This is a genomic window from Streptomyces sp. NPDC002884 (genome assembly GCF_040295245.1).
GTDB lineage: Bacteria > Actinomycetota > Actinomycetes > Streptomycetales > Streptomycetaceae > Streptomyces.
The window spans coordinates 1-13,012 of the sequence record NZ_JBEOVB010000026.1; the positions used below are offsets into that span (position 1 = coordinate 1).

General features: G+C 67.5%; 12 protein-coding genes, 1 tRNA gene and 2 pseudogenes. 7 read left to right on the forward strand and 8 right to left on the reverse strand.

Annotated features, from left to right (window positions below):
* Positions 1-300: 300 nt before the first annotated feature.
* Positions 301-1,383, forward strand: a complete 1,083-nt coding sequence (locus tag ABT070_RS34140) for a Yip1 family protein (RefSeq protein WP_351766464.1) — start codon at positions 301-303, stop codon at positions 1,381-1,383.
* A gap of 189 nt (positions 1,384-1,572) precedes the next feature.
* The gene (locus ABT070_RS34145) at positions 1,573-2,355 is read left to right on the forward strand and encodes a hypothetical protein (protein WP_351766465.1); all 783 of its coding nucleotides are present in this window, start codon (positions 1,573-1,575) and stop codon (positions 2,353-2,355) included.
* A gap of 153 nt (positions 2,356-2,508) precedes the next feature.
* Here the strand turns inward: ABT070_RS34145 and ABT070_RS34150 are convergent, their stop codons facing one another.
* Together ABT070_RS34150 and dcd are read right to left on the reverse strand one after the other, a co-directional pair.
* A complete protein-coding gene (locus ABT070_RS34150) occupies positions 2,509-3,942 on the reverse strand; it encodes a COG1470 family protein (RefSeq protein ID WP_351766466.1) in 1,434 nt (477 codons plus the stop codon).
* A 149-nt stretch (positions 3,943-4,091) separates the two neighbouring features.
* Positions 4,092-4,667: a dCTP deaminase gene (gene dcd / locus ABT070_RS34155; protein ID WP_351766467.1), complete on the reverse strand. Its 576-nt coding sequence runs from the start codon at positions 4,665-4,667 to the stop codon at positions 4,092-4,094.
* A 529-nt stretch (positions 4,668-5,196) separates the two neighbouring features.
* Between dcd and ABT070_RS34160 the strand changes: the two genes are divergently transcribed.
* A tRNA-Gly gene (locus ABT070_RS34160) sits at positions 5,197-5,270 on the forward strand.
* 90 nt (positions 5,271-5,360) lie between these two features.
* Here the strand turns inward: ABT070_RS34160 and ABT070_RS34165 are convergent.
* A pseudogene (locus ABT070_RS34165) lies at positions 5,361-6,026 on the reverse strand (tyrosine-type recombinase/integrase); the annotation flags it as partial.
* A 73-nt stretch (positions 6,027-6,099) separates the two neighbouring features.
* On the opposite strand from ABT070_RS34165, the gene ABT070_RS34170 reads away from it, so the two are divergent.
* Entirely contained in the window at positions 6,100-6,453 is a 354-nt protein-coding gene (locus tag ABT070_RS34170) for a hypothetical protein (protein ID WP_351766469.1), read from the forward strand.
* On the opposite strand, the pseudogene ABT070_RS34175 reads toward ABT070_RS34170, so the two are convergent.
* Positions 6,443-7,060 (reverse strand): annotated as a pseudogene (locus tag ABT070_RS34175) (transposase). The gene ABT070_RS34170 and the pseudogene ABT070_RS34175 overlap by 11 nt on opposite strands.
* 166 nt (positions 7,061-7,226) lie before the next feature.
* A complete protein-coding gene (locus tag ABT070_RS34180) occupies positions 7,227-7,667 on the reverse strand; it encodes a hypothetical protein (protein ID WP_351766471.1) in 441 nt (146 codons plus the stop codon).
* Between the two features lie 545 nt (positions 7,668-8,212).
* Here ABT070_RS34180 and ABT070_RS34185 point away from each other — a divergent pair.
* The gene (locus ABT070_RS34185; protein WP_351766472.1) at positions 8,213-8,701 is read left to right on the forward strand and encodes a GIY-YIG nuclease family protein; all 489 of its coding nucleotides are present in this window, start codon (positions 8,213-8,215) and stop codon (positions 8,699-8,701) included.
* Between the two features lie 165 nt (positions 8,702-8,866).
* On the opposite strand, the gene ABT070_RS34190 is transcribed toward ABT070_RS34185, so the two are convergent.
* Positions 8,867-9,262, reverse strand: coding sequence for a DUF5958 family protein (locus ABT070_RS34190; RefSeq protein ID WP_351766473.1), 396 nt, complete (start codon positions 9,260-9,262; stop codon positions 8,867-8,869).
* Positions 9,263-9,275: 13 nt separating this feature from the next.
* A complete protein-coding gene (locus tag ABT070_RS34195; RefSeq protein ID WP_351766475.1) occupies positions 9,276-9,644 on the reverse strand; it encodes a hypothetical protein in 369 nt (122 codons plus the stop codon).
* Between the two features lie 254 nt (positions 9,645-9,898).
* Between ABT070_RS34195 and kilB the strand changes: the two genes are divergently transcribed.
* Positions 9,899-10,363 (forward strand): plasmid transfer protein KilB, encoded by a 465-nt coding sequence (kilB, locus tag ABT070_RS34200; protein ID WP_351766477.1) that lies wholly within the window; start codon positions 9,899-9,901, stop codon positions 10,361-10,363.
* Between the two features lie 328 nt (positions 10,364-10,691).
* Complete coding sequence (locus ABT070_RS34205; RefSeq protein ID WP_351766478.1) at positions 10,692-11,753, forward strand: YihY/virulence factor BrkB family protein; 1,062 nt, start codon at positions 10,692-10,694, stop codon at positions 11,751-11,753.
* A gap of 28 nt (positions 11,754-11,781) precedes the next feature.
* On the opposite strand, the gene ABT070_RS34210 is transcribed toward ABT070_RS34205, so the two are convergent.
* Entirely contained in the window at positions 11,782-12,825 is a 1,044-nt protein-coding gene (locus tag ABT070_RS34210) for a saccharopine dehydrogenase family protein (RefSeq protein WP_351766616.1), read from the reverse strand.
* Between the last annotated feature and the right edge of the window lie 187 nt (positions 12,826-13,012).

Consider the following 13,012-nt stretch of genomic DNA (forward strand, 5'->3'; position numbering starts at 1 on the left):
CGACGGCAAGGCCAAGGAATCCATCCAGGTCGTCGACGTCTCCCAACTCCTCCTGGAATCGGTCAAGACCCCGGCCGACGACGAACCCCCGACAGACGGAACACAGACCGAGAACGAACCGGAACCGCAGCCGGTGAAGTAGCCCGGACGGCCGTACCCCGGCTGTACCGACGCCCCCGTGTCCCACAGTGGACCCGGGGGCGTCGCCGTTCGCACCTGCACTCCCCCCGCGACCTCTGCGTCCCCTACGACGCTTCCCTGATGAACCACCGATTCCCGCCCCGTCGCTCCCCTTAGGGGATGTCACAGGTCGGCAGCAAAGCCGTCCCCGGACGGCAGGGTCCGGCACGTCACTCTCCGGGACCAGGTACGTTCGATGACGTGGCTGGATTCAGGATCGGACGCGGCGGCCGGGACAACCGTGCCCCGCAAACGCGACCGCAACAACCTCCGTACGGGCAGCAGGCGCCCCAGGGACCTTCGCGGTCCTCGGGGCCGTCGGGACCCTCGGGGCCGTCGTACGGCTACCCGTCGGGTCAGCAGCCGTACCCGCAGCAGCGTCCGCAGTACGGCGGCACGGGTGCGGGCGGCGGCCACTGGCCGCAGGCGAACGGCGGAGGTCACGGCGGCCGGAACGGCGACGAGCCGGAGTACTTCGGCGGCGACGCCCCGTACGGTGCCCCGGGCGGTCCCGGCGGCCCGGGAGGTGTCCCTCACGACCCGTACGCCGCGAACAACCCGGGGCACACCCAGGCCTTCTCGATCGACGACCACAACCAGTACGACCAGTACAACCAGGGCGGTACGTATCACGCGGGCTCGGCCCCGGCGGGTCCGGTCGGTCCGCGTCTGCACTGGAAGGAGCTGCTGAAGGGCATCGTCCTCACCCCCAAGCAGACCTTCCTCCAGATGCGGGACTACACGATGTGGGGCCCCGCCCTCGTCGTCACGTTCCTCTACGGCCTGCTCGCGGTCTTCGGCTTCGACGACACGCGCGCGGACGCGATAAACGCGACGCTGTCCAACGCGATCCCGATCGTCCTGACGACGGCCGTCGCGATGGTGCTGAGCTCCTTCATCCTGGGCGTGGTCACCCACACCCTGGCCCGCCAACTGGGCGGTGACGGCGCCTGGCAGCCCACGGTCGGCCTCTCCATGCTGATCATGTCCCTCACGGACGCCCCGCGTCTGGTCGTCGCGATGTTCTTCGGCGGCGACGCGGCGTTCGTACAGCTGCTGGGCTGGGCGACCTGGGTGGCGGCCGGCGCCCTGCTGACCCTGATGGTCGGCCGCTCGCACGACCTGCCGTGGCCGAAGGCGCTGGGCGCGTCGTCGATCCAGCTGATCGCACTGCTGTCGATCGTGAAGCTGGGCACGTTCTAGCACCTGGGAACAGACACCGGTAGGGCCCTCGGCGGATCGCCGAGGGCCCTTGGCATGTCGTCACCGAAAAGCAAGATCTCACGACAACCCGCCGGAACAAACCAGATGAATAACCGCATGTCGTACCACGATGACTACAGAGCGTAATATACCGTGACTGTTCCCTACACCCTCCAACAAGGAGTGCGCGTGAAAGCTCGCTTTGGCGTGAGGCGGGGAACGGCGCTCGTGGCCGCCCTGCTGGTCGCCGTCATCGCCCTGATCCTGCCGGGATCGGCAGCCGCCCAGACGGACGACAACCGAGCCCACTCGGACCACTGGGGTGTGATCACCCGCAACACGATCGGCTCTCCGGTCGCCGAACTGCGCAACGGTCCGTTCGGCTCGTTCGGCGTGACAGGCACCTCCGCGAGGCCGCCGTACGGCCGGGGGAGCCTTGGCATCGAAGTGGCGAACGCCTCCACATCGCTGACCCCACCCAGCGAGAAGGTCGACTTCGGCAATGAGGTGGACTTCTACGGAAAGTCGCTCCTGGGTCTGCGGCGAGTCGGTTTCCACGTGTTCCAGACGGGCGAGAACGTCACCTTCGGGGGCCCCACGAACATGCCGAACATCAAGTTCGAGATCGACCCGAACCTGAACACCCTCTCCGACTACTCCACGCTGGTGTGGCTGCCGCCGGCGTCCCCGAACGTGAACAGCTGGAGCCCGTTCCTCGACGCCACGACGACCGGCGGCTGGGCCCTCACCGGCAACGCGGCCACCGTGACGGGCTGCGCGTTCGCCACCCCGTGCACCTTCACCGCCCTGAGGACCGCGTTCAGGACCGCCAACGCCAAGCCGACCGTCCTGACGGTCTCCGTGGGCAAGGGACGCGACTTCATGTGGATCGGCGCGGTCGACGGCCTCCGGCTCAACGACTACGTCTACGACTTCGAGCGGGACGGCGTGAAGGTGCTCCGCACGAAGTAACGCGGAGAGAACCGCAGAAACTCGGGGACTCGGAAATCGGAAACTCGGGGAAACGCACGAAGACATGAGCCGGATCGGGCCGGCCGGCGCCAGACACGGCCGGCCCGCCCCGCCTCGCACGGCGAGCCCGGAGCAGGTGGTGGACGGCTCGGGTCAGACCGTGAGCCTGACCACTTCGATCCACGAGTCGTTGTCGTGGGTGCCGGCGTAGGTGAAGTCGTACCCGGTGCCGGGTTCGTCGCATGCCATGGCGATCCAGGCGTCGTTGTGGACGTAGGCGGACTGGCAGACGGCGCCCTTGCCGCCATCGACGTTGATGGTGAATCCCAGCATGTTCGGGGCGTCCTTCTTGGTACTGCCGACGTAGTTGTCGACACCGTCGGCGGCATTCGTCCACGGGTCGGGGAAGTGCCCCTCACCATTGGTCGACGCGGGGTCGTGGACGTAGGCGCCGCTGGACGTGCCGTTGGTTCCGGACACAGCGATGTTGACGGCCTTGAGCGGCGTCCCCCCGCCCGCCGTGCCCGCCGTTTCGCCGTCGCACACCGCGTCGGACCAACCCTGGCCCGTCGCGTAGACCCGGTAGCAGATGTGCGGTCCGCTCGGATTCTTCGCGGCCAGTTGCTGGACCGCGGTCGCCGCGGTCCGCTCCTGGGTATCGGTCTCCTTCTTCTCGGAACCGTCGCTTCCCGCTCCGGCCACGGCTTCGTTCGCCTGCTGTGTCTCGGTCGCGGCCGGGGGTGCCGCGCCGTCGGCGGCCGGGGCCTTCGATGCCACGGACGTCGGCGAGGGGGCGGGTGGCAGCGTGGCGATGCCGGCCTCCTGGACCTTTTCAGTGGCGACGGTGCGGACCTCGGGCTTGTAGGCGAGCCAGATCATCACGAACGCGATCGCCAGCGCGACGAGGGTACTGAGGAAGGCCGCCAGCCAGCGCGGCAGGAAGCTCCGCTGCACGTACGTGCCCGCCACCTCCAGCGGCGCGACACCCGACCGCCGCACCGCCAGGGTGTAGGGCCGGTTCTCCTCCGACCCGAACCAGATGATCCGCCGCGGCTTCAGCGTCATCTTCACGAACACCGCACGGCCCGGCTCGACCTGCACATTGCTCGGATGGATGTCGTACGACAACTGATCACCGTTGTCGCTGCCACTCGCCGACGCCGTCAGCTTCGTATTGCCCAAGTTGTCCACGGCCAGCCTCGGTCGGCCGCGGAAGCGGCCCTTCACCGTCGGCGGCACCAGCTCGGCCCGCACCTCGGTGAACGGCGTGACGGTGAGGTTCCCTTCCGGGACACTCGTCGCCTCCGGATGCTCCGTCGGCGTGATCCGCACCCCGTACGGATGCGGACCGGCCGTCGCGTCCGGCGTACGCGGCGGGGAGATCGTCAGCTCGACCGTCCCCGTCGTCCCCGGATACAGGCGCAGTGACTGCGGCTCCACGACAGTCCAGGGCGCGAGAGAGCCCACCGTCTCGAAGCGGTACTCGTCCACCACGTCACCGGTGTTGCGCAGACGCAGCCGCACAGTCGTACTGTCACCCGGGTCCACGGTCGCGGAGGCGGGTTCGAGAGAGGTCCAAAGGCTCACTCACGGACACTAAACGCGACAACGGTGCCCGGTCAGGAAACCACGGGGCACGATGTGTGCCCGAAAGGGCTGGACCGACTGCCCCCGCTCATAGGGAATCGCCGCTCAGGGCATCGCCACTCGCGACATCACCACTCACACCTGGGTACTCACACCTGGGTCCGGTGGAAGTTGAGGAACGACCGGGACGCCGTCGGCCCGCGCTGGCCCTGGTACCTGGACCCGTAGCGCTCGCTGCCGTACGGGGACTCGGCCGGCGAGGTGAGCCGGAACATGCACAGCTGGCCGATCTTCATACCGGGCCAGAGCTTGATCGGCAGGGTGGCGAGGTTGGACAGCTCGAGCGTCACATGTCCGGAGAACCCGGGGTCGATGAACCCGGCGGTGGAGTGGGTGACCAGCCCCAGCCGCCCGAGGGAACTCTTGCCCTCGAGCCGCGAGGCGAGATCGTCGGGAAGCGAGATGACCTCGTAGGTACTCGCGAGCACGAACTCCCCCGGGTGGAGGATGAACGGCTCGTCGCCCTCGGGCTCCACGAGCCGGGTGAGGTCGGCCTGCTCGACGGAAGGGTCGATATGCGGGTAGCGGTGGTTCTCGAACACCCGGAACATCCGGTCGAGCCGCACGTCGATGCTCGACGGCTGCACCATGGATTCGTCGTAGGGATCGATCCGCACTCGCCCGGCGTCGATCTCGGCCCGGATGTCCTTGTCTGAGAGAAGCACGTCCCGAGGATACGCAAAGCGCGCGGAGCGACCACCATCGGACGACTCCGCGCGCCAGGCCGGCGGCGCCTCCAGCGCCTCCGGCCCCTCCTTGCCGCTACCGCTTCTCGAGAGTCACCGGCACGGCACTCCGCAACCGGGTACACCGAGGACACCGGACGAGTCGCCCGGGACCGAGCCGCTCCGCCTGCTGCATCGGGAACGAAGCGGTACTGAACACGTGCCCATCGGCACAACGGACGACGGTGCGCTCCATCAAGTCCTAGAGTCCCTTCCCCAAGAGCCCTGTCCGGCTGCTGTTCACCGGACCACGAAAGCCACATTACGGGACGAACGGGACGGCCCTCCAGGCGGCACTCCGACCCCGCCCGACCCCAGTTCCACCGCCACACCGTACGCCCCAACTCCGGCCCGTCGCAGCCGGATCCCCGCCCCGAAACGCACCCGGGCCCCACGGCTTCATCGCCCGGGGCCCGGCATGAGGTAGAGTTACGGAGCGTTCCGACACCGGTCCAAAACGGCGTCTTACGCGGGTGTAGTTTAGTGGTAGAACATCAGCTTCCCAAGCTGAGAGTGCGAGTTCGATTCTCGTCACCCGCTCCACACCAAGCCCCCAGGTCGATGACCCGGGGGTTCTTTGTTGTCCAGACCTGTGAGCGGGGCGCGCACCACATCCGCACCACAAGGGCGCGACTAGCTACCCGTGGGCTTCTCGTTGTGGTGCGCGGGGTCGTGATCCTTGCCCTCGTGGTGCTTCGCACGCTCGGCGCGGACCAGGTCGTCGAGGCCGGCCGCCAGGTCACGCTGACGCTCCTCGTCGGAGTGCTGGTAGATCAGCGCGGCTTTCTCGGAGGACTGTCCGGCGCGGACCATCGTGTCCTTCAGGGTGGCGCCCGACCGGGTCGAGAGCGTGTGTCCGGTGTGACGAAGGTCGTAGAACCGGAAGCCGTCCGGGAGGCCCACGACGGCGCGAGCACGGGCCCACTTCCGACCGAAGGACGTACGCCGGAACGGGGCACCCTTCTCCCCGACGAAGACCAGGCCGTCAGGCTCCTTCTCGGCGAACCAGGCGAGGTGCTGCTTCGCCTCCTTGTGGAGAAAGCCAGGGAGGACGACGGCACGGACACCGGCGTCGGACTTGGTCTCTCCAGGGGCGCGCTTGCCGTTGGTCCGCTCCGGCTCGGCGACGCGAACGCGGATCACCAGGTTGTCGAGGTCGACGTCCCGGCGGCGCAGGCCGGCCAGTTCCTCAGGGCGCATCGGACCGTACGCACCGAGGTAGACCATGAGCCGCCAGCGGATACCGATCGCGTCGGCGAGGGCGTCGACCTGGGCGACGGTAGCGATACGACGCTCAGTTAAGCCGTCGTTTCCTTTGGTGCTCGCCGGCCATCAGTCGTGGCTTGTCATAGCAGCGTGAGAGTCTCCGAGCATGAGCTACGACTTGGCAGTGTGGGAAGGAGAGCGGCCGACGAACGATAGGACAGCTGGCCGGGCCTTCACCGAACTCTACGACCGCTTCCTGGACACAGAGGTAGATCATCCTCCGACCGAGCACATCGTGGACTATGTCGCCGCGCTGATAGAGCGGTGGGGCGATGCGTCTGTGGACGGGGACGCATCGCCCTGGGCCGCATGGCCGTTGATTGCTGGAGCGGGCGGACCGGTCGTTTACATTCCGATGGGTTGGAGCGTGGCCGATGAGGTCTCTGCCCATGCTGCGGCCCTGGCGGACTCGATGGGGCTGGTCTGTTTCGATCCTCAGCAAAATCGCCTCAGGCCCTGACCGTCTTGGTCAGGCGACGGTAGCCAATCAGACGCGCTGCCAGACCGACGAAGGCGAGAAAGTGGTCAGCCTTGCGTTCATAGCGGCGGTGCAGGCGTCGGCAGCCGGCCAACCACGACACGGTCCGTTCGACAACCCAGCGGTAGCGTCCAAGTCGCTGCGAGGACTCGATGCCTTTGCGGGCGATTCGATGTCGGATGCCGCGCGAGCGAACCCAACTTGCCGCGGTCAGTCGGATTCGGTCCGGTCAATGGCCCCCTTTGACGGCCCGCAGGCTGACGGAATCGCTCGCGCATCGCGACCAGTCCAGCTCGCCGCGGGCCCCGAGTTCGTCGAGGACGACCCGATGGAGCCGGGACCAGACCCGGGCCTGGCTCCACTGGGCGAAGCGCCGGTAGACCGTCTGCCAGCACGGACCGAACACTGGCGGCAGCTGTCGCCAGGTACAGCCAGAGGTAGCCACAAAGATGTTCGCGGCCAAGGCCTCGCGGTCACCCGCCCGGCGTCGACCTCCGCCTTGGGAACGCCTCACCTCTGTAGGCGGCACAACCCGACGGAACGGCACCCACAGCTCATCCGGCACCAGCCGCTCAATCAAGTCAGCCATGAACCGTAAACGACAAGCCGCCGCCATAAGAAACGACGTCTAAAGCGGTGCTTTCGCTCGGTGCCATAAGGGCGAGGCCGGCTCGCCCGCCCGGGCAACGCAGCCGATGGCAATGGGCGGTGCGGCAGTTGAGAGCAGGTTGCGTGAAGCGTCGCCGACGAAGGACCTAATTAAGATCCGATAGGGCCGGCCACCACTTAGGGTGCTCGTCAATCAAGGATCGCACGGCAGGACTGTTATCCAGGATGAATTTACTGTAGTCACTCCAACCCTCATGCGATACCGTTCCCGGAATCCGGCCGGTGACATTTAGGCCATCTGTGAGCATATCAGCAAATAATTCTGCAAACAGAAGGACTTGTTCACGTTCTTCCCCTGTATCCGGACAGGGCTTGTTGTCGTAGAAGTACGCCCTCATACCAGGGTGATCCATCATTTTGAAATAGATCTCACGCAGGCTCTGTATCGTCTGGTCCAGCCCGTGGGTGGAATTCAAAGTATTGGAGGCCCGCACCTGCATCGAGACATCCCTGGTCTGCTTCGCCAGAAGCAGCAAAGAAAGGATCACCCCTAGAAGACCACCAATTGCCGTGACTGCTGTCAGCACGTCTCCCCCGACAAATCGACCTCAGACCCCAGCATGCCTTACTCGATGGCGTCAGTCACCATCGCGTCGAATTCAGGCTGTAGCAGGTTGTCTGGTGGACGGCGCGAGCAGGTTGGCTCCGCCGCTGGGGGCGGCAAGGCATGCGCCGCGCCCGTCTGATCGGTCGGGCACCTGTCGCGGCGTGTGAAGTTCACCGGCTGAGGAGCAGATGTCCAAGGCCCAGTATCCGCGCAGAGCTCTTCAAGGATCGGGGACGAGGCCCGTGCCATTCATGTGCCAGATCCTGTGGAGAGTCACGGGGCACAGCGGGGACCCAACCATGGCTCTGGGGAGGCCGGAGCACCGTTCCGCCGCAGGTCAGCCCAGCAATCGCCTGTATAAGACCCGAGCTTCCCAAGCTGATGTCACGCAGCTACACAGGCGTGGGACGTTCCACCAGCGGCGACCAGTAGCCTGCGACGATCAGCCGTCGCGCGCCTGGAGATGCCGTGGAAGCTACCGCTCTCGTCAGTCCCGATCAGTTGTGGTCGGCGCAGGAGGTCTTGGTGCGTTCGAGCCCTGTACCGGCGGCGGCAGGGGTCTACGGGTGGCACTTCGAGCAGCCGCCCCACCCCGACCTGAACGCTGGTCGCCTGCTGTACGTCGGTATAGCCCCGCGGTTCATGGCGAACCGGACCAGCACGCAGAACCTTCGCAAGCGGGTGCGGTACCACTACCGGGGCAACGCGGCCGGCTCGACACTGCGGCTCACCCTCGGGTGCCTGCTCGGCCTCGAGCTGCGCCGCGTGGGCAGCGGCAAGCGGATGACCTTCGGCAAGGCCGGCGAAGCGACCCTGAGCCAGTGGATGGCGGACAACGCACGGGTGTGCTGGATCGAGCAGAGCGAACCATGGGACCTGGAGTCACAGCTCATCTCCCAGCTCGACCTCCCGCTGAACCTCGACCAGAACCGCCACAACGCGTTCCACAGTTGCCTGAAGGAGATACGAGCCCAAGCCCGCCAGCGAGCACGAGAGTTGCCCATCAGCTCGTAGGCCGCCGAAGGGGCCGATGTCTGGGCCGTCCCTGGGCCGTCCGAGGTCGCTCGACAGTGGCCAATGACGACCAACGACGACCACCAGGCGCACGAGCCAACTGCCTCTGACCAGCGAATACCCAGCTCACCAAGATCCCCGGCAAGACCCAGGGCAAGAAGACACCTAGGTTGCATCCCGCCGCGGATCCGACAGGTTGTGCCACTCGTGACCGCACCCATAGGCGCAATGCCGCGTCCGCCTGCGAGTGTCCGCGATGCTGAAGAGGGCGACGAGCAGGCGGAAGGACTTCGTGAGTTCATAGGCCGGTAGCGCCGCCATCCCGAAACGCCACTTCGTGAGCATCACCGCCGGCGTGTGAGTGGGACGAATGCCAGAACGCGCGATGCTATCCGGCACATCGTCCTCGCAGGCGCGGGCCTGCCCGCAGAACCCCACCAGTGAGTGCAGGACCTTGCGTTGGTCATCCTCCGAGAGGCCCTCGAACCACTCGACACCCTCGGTCGTCGGCCTGAGTCCCTGCGCGAGTTCGTTCAGGACCACCTCGTGGGCGTACAACACCGGTTACCTCCCGTCAGTGCAGGCCGACAGTACGCTCACCGATCCCTGGTGTTCCGTGCGAAGGCGTGAAACCGAGGGACTGGTCGAGGTGGAACGCGGAGCCCGGAGCCGTCGGAGTCCAACCCTCACGCAGGGCAAGCCGAACAGCCGCGGCGACACCGGAGGGCAGTACAGGCTCAGCCTCGCGACCGATCCAGTTGCTCGGATGCGGCTGGTTGGTGGTGACCACGAGCGCCGCCCCCGGGGTGTCCACGTGCTCGACCGCGAACGTGCACGGCGACCAGGCCAAGCCCTGGAAGTACGTCGGTCTGCCTCGCAGCCGCCAGCGGTAGGCCGTGCCGTCGACAACGATCCGTCGTGATCCCTTGCGGACCAGTGCCATGACGCCCCCTTCAACAGCGACGATGCTAGCGAGCCCGGCCCTGCCGTCCGTCTCATTTTCCGTCTCATTCAGCGCCGTTCACGGCCGTTCAGACGAGACCCGGAGCCGCCCCCGCCCCGATGGCTGACCGCCCATGAACTCAGGTGAACACCCCTGCACCCGGCCCAAGACCCCACCCACCACAGTTGGAAAGCGTGTTGGGATCGGACTTGGGTTGGGCGTCCGAGGACGGCAAGGCGTGATGAGCTTGGGGTGTGGAGACCATCATCGCCAGCGGTATAGCCGTCCTGGGGACGCTGTTTGGTTCGGGGATCACCCTAGCTTTCCAGCAGCGAACCGCCGACAGGAGCCACCAGTTCACGCGCCGCGAGAAGCTCCGGCAGGAACGGCTCGATGCCTACTCTGTCTACGCCGGTGCGTTGGTCAACTACCGCCGCTGCCTGGTTCACCTCTGGTTCTGCGAGAACGAACAGCCACCACCGGAGGACCCCGACGCTGTGCGGATCCGCGCCTACGATCTACGTTCCAACGCCCAAGAGGCGCTGTTCCGGGTACAGATGCTCACCGATGAGGAGACGCTGAGCCGGGCCGCGGAGGACGTGCTGGCAGACGTTACGGTGCTGTCCAAGACAGACAGCAGAACCGAACTCGACGACGCCAGGGCACGGACCCGTGACGACATCAGCCGACTCGTCAGAGAAGCCAAGCAACACCTCTGATGCGCTTGCAGACGCGCCGACTCGTGTAGCTCCATGTCGACGGTGGCTGCACCACAACCGCACCAGAACGAGCGGGGAACAGCGGGGAATCATGGTGAAAGCAGCTGAGCCTGCAGAAGCCTCGAACCAGCCGTTCGAGCAGGTCAGCGCCCACACCAGGCCCTCGATGTCCGCAGCTTCCCAAGCTGAGAGTGCGAGTTCGATGCGGCTGCGGCTGCGGCTGCGGCTGCGCTTCGGGGGAGAGTCGAGGGCGTAGGGAGTGCTGGAGGGAGGTCTGATATGTGGCATATCTGTGCATGAGTGATGCGTGGGCGGATACCCGTGCGGAATGGTACGGACACTGAAGCCGCACAGGCGGCACGGCGAGGGCTCGGTCGATCGGGAGGGCGGGGGCGGGCAGGGCCCGGGCGCCGTCGGTCCGGACGAGCGGGTGGAGCGGCAGGCCCCCGACAAGCCCACTGACCTGCCCGGACGCTCCTGGGGAGCGGTGCTGAAAGGCACCCTGAAGGAGTTCAAAAAGGACGAGCTGGCCGACCGGGCAGCGGCTCTGACCTACTACTCGATCCTGGCGCTGTTCCCCGCGCTGCTGGCGCTGGTGTCGCTGCTCGGGATCGTCGGGCAGTCGGCCACCCAGGCGGTCCTGGACAACATCCAGAAGCTCGCGCCGGGCCCGGCTCAGGACATCCTGCGCAACGCGGTGCAGCAGATGCAGGGCAAGGGCGGGGTCGGCTCGGTCATGGCGATCGTGGGTCTGGTGCTCGCGGTGTGGTCGGCGTCCGGCTATGTCGCCGCGTTCATCCGCAGCGCCAACGCGGTCTACGACATACCTGAGGGCCGTCCGGTGTGGAAGGTGCTGCCGGTGCGGGTCGGCGTGACCGTGGTGCTGATGGTCATGGCGGTGATCAGCGCGCTGATCGTGGTGTTCACCGGCAGTCTGGCCCGGCAGGTCGGCACCACCCTCGGGGTCGGTGACACGGCGCTGACGGTGTGGTCGATCGCGAAGTGGCCGGTGCTGGTGGTCCTGGTCACGGTGATGATCGCGGTCCTGTACTGGGCCACCCCGAACGCGCGCGTGCGCGGCTTCCGCTGGGTCACGCCGGGCAGCGTCCTGGCGCTGCTGATCTGGATGGTGGCGTCGGCCGGGTTCGCGCTCTACGTGGCCAACTTCGGCTCGTACAACAAGACCTACGGCACTCTCGCCGGAGTGATCATCTTCCTGGTGTGGCTGTGGATCACCAACCTGGCCATCCTGCTCGGCCTGGAGTTCGACGCGGAGATGGTCCGCCAGCGGGCCGTCGCCGGGGGCCACCCGGCCGACGAGGAGCCGTACGTCCAGCCGCGCGACACCCGCGCCTGGGACGAGGAGGACCGCCGCCGTCTCGGGTCCTGACCCGGCGGAGGCGGCCGGCGCCCCGGGCTCAGGACACCGTCCGCTCCTGGAACCGCTCGAAGGAGATGTGCGGCGCCAGGGCACGCAGGAAGTCGGGCGCGTCGAAGATCTCGCCCGCGGAGGCGACACCGACCGTGCGGGTCCGGCCGGTGAGGATGCGGTGGACGGCCTCCACGGCGAGCGGCGCGCTCACGGCGTAGATGTCCCGGCCTCTCGCCACGGCACGCCGTTCGGTGCCGCCGGAGCGTACGACGGCGTCGACGACGAAGGTCTGGTCGGACCGCCCGTCCCCGGCCCCGTTTCCGTCGGCCGCGGTCGGGGCCGGGGTGTCCGGGGCCGCGAGGTCCGCGGCCGCCTCGGTCGTCATATGGGTGCGTACGACGGGGACGGCGAGGTGGCTGGGGAGGGTGACCACGTCGGCCATCGTGAACTCCGCGACGACCTGCCTGGTGCCCAGCGGCTCGGGGAACGCCCACTTCAGGAGCGTCGACGGGTCGTCGTGGTACTCCAGCCGTCCGCCCGTGAAGCGCACGCGCCGCCCGCCGCGCCGCTCCCGGGAGACCGTACCGGCGGTGCGGGTCCCGGGGGTCGGGTGCCAGCCGCTCAGTCCGTACGCGATGTCCGCCTCGTCGGCCGCCGTCCAGTCGCCCATCGCGGCGGTGGCCAGCAGGTCGCCGAGGCCGCCGTAGAAGGCCATCGCGGGGACGATCACCGCTCCCGCCGCGCGGGCCCGGTCCGCGAAGTGCGCGAACGTGTCGAGGTTGGCCTCGATCTCGGCCGCCACGTCGACGTACGGGATCCCGGCGCGCAGGGCCGCCTCGATCAGCGGAGCGGCGGTGGTGGCGAAGGGCCCGGCGCAGTTGATCACGGCGTCCGCGCCGGCCAGGGCGCGGTCGAGCGAGGCGGGGTCGTCGACCGACGCCGGCCGGACCTCGAGCCCGGGGGTGGGTGCGAGTGCGGATGCCGCCGCTCGCAGCTTTTCGGCGTCGCGGCCGGCGAGGACCGGGACGAACCCGCGGTCCCGCAGCCGCGCCACCACGAAGCGTCCGGTGTGGCCGTACGCGCCGTACACCGTCACCGTCCGCCCCGAGCCCGAGCCCGAGGCCGAGGCCGAGCCCGACGCCGAGGCCGTGTCCGAGGCCCTTGCCGTGTCCGGGCCCTTTGCCGTGTCCGATCCCGTTGCCATGGGTTCTCCCCCGCCCTCGAATGATCCGCATGATCCGCGTGATCCGTTGAGAACATCCTGGCCAGGGTGGGTG

Coding starts and splice junctions, on each gene's coding strand:
- ABT070_RS34140 (WP_351766464.1), top strand. CDS start 301: ATGTCACAGGTCGGCAGCAAAGCCGTCCCCGGACGGCAGGGTCCGGCA.
- ABT070_RS34170 (WP_351766469.1), top strand. CDS start 6,100: ATGAGCTACGACTTGGCAGTGTGGGAAGGAGAGCGGCCGACGAACGAT.
- ABT070_RS34195 (WP_351766475.1), bottom strand. CDS start 9,644: ATGGCACTGGTCCGCAAGGGATCACGACGGATCGTTGTCGACGGCACG.
- ABT070_RS34205 (WP_351766478.1), top strand. CDS start 10,692: ATGGTACGGACACTGAAGCCGCACAGGCGGCACGGCGAGGGCTCGGTC.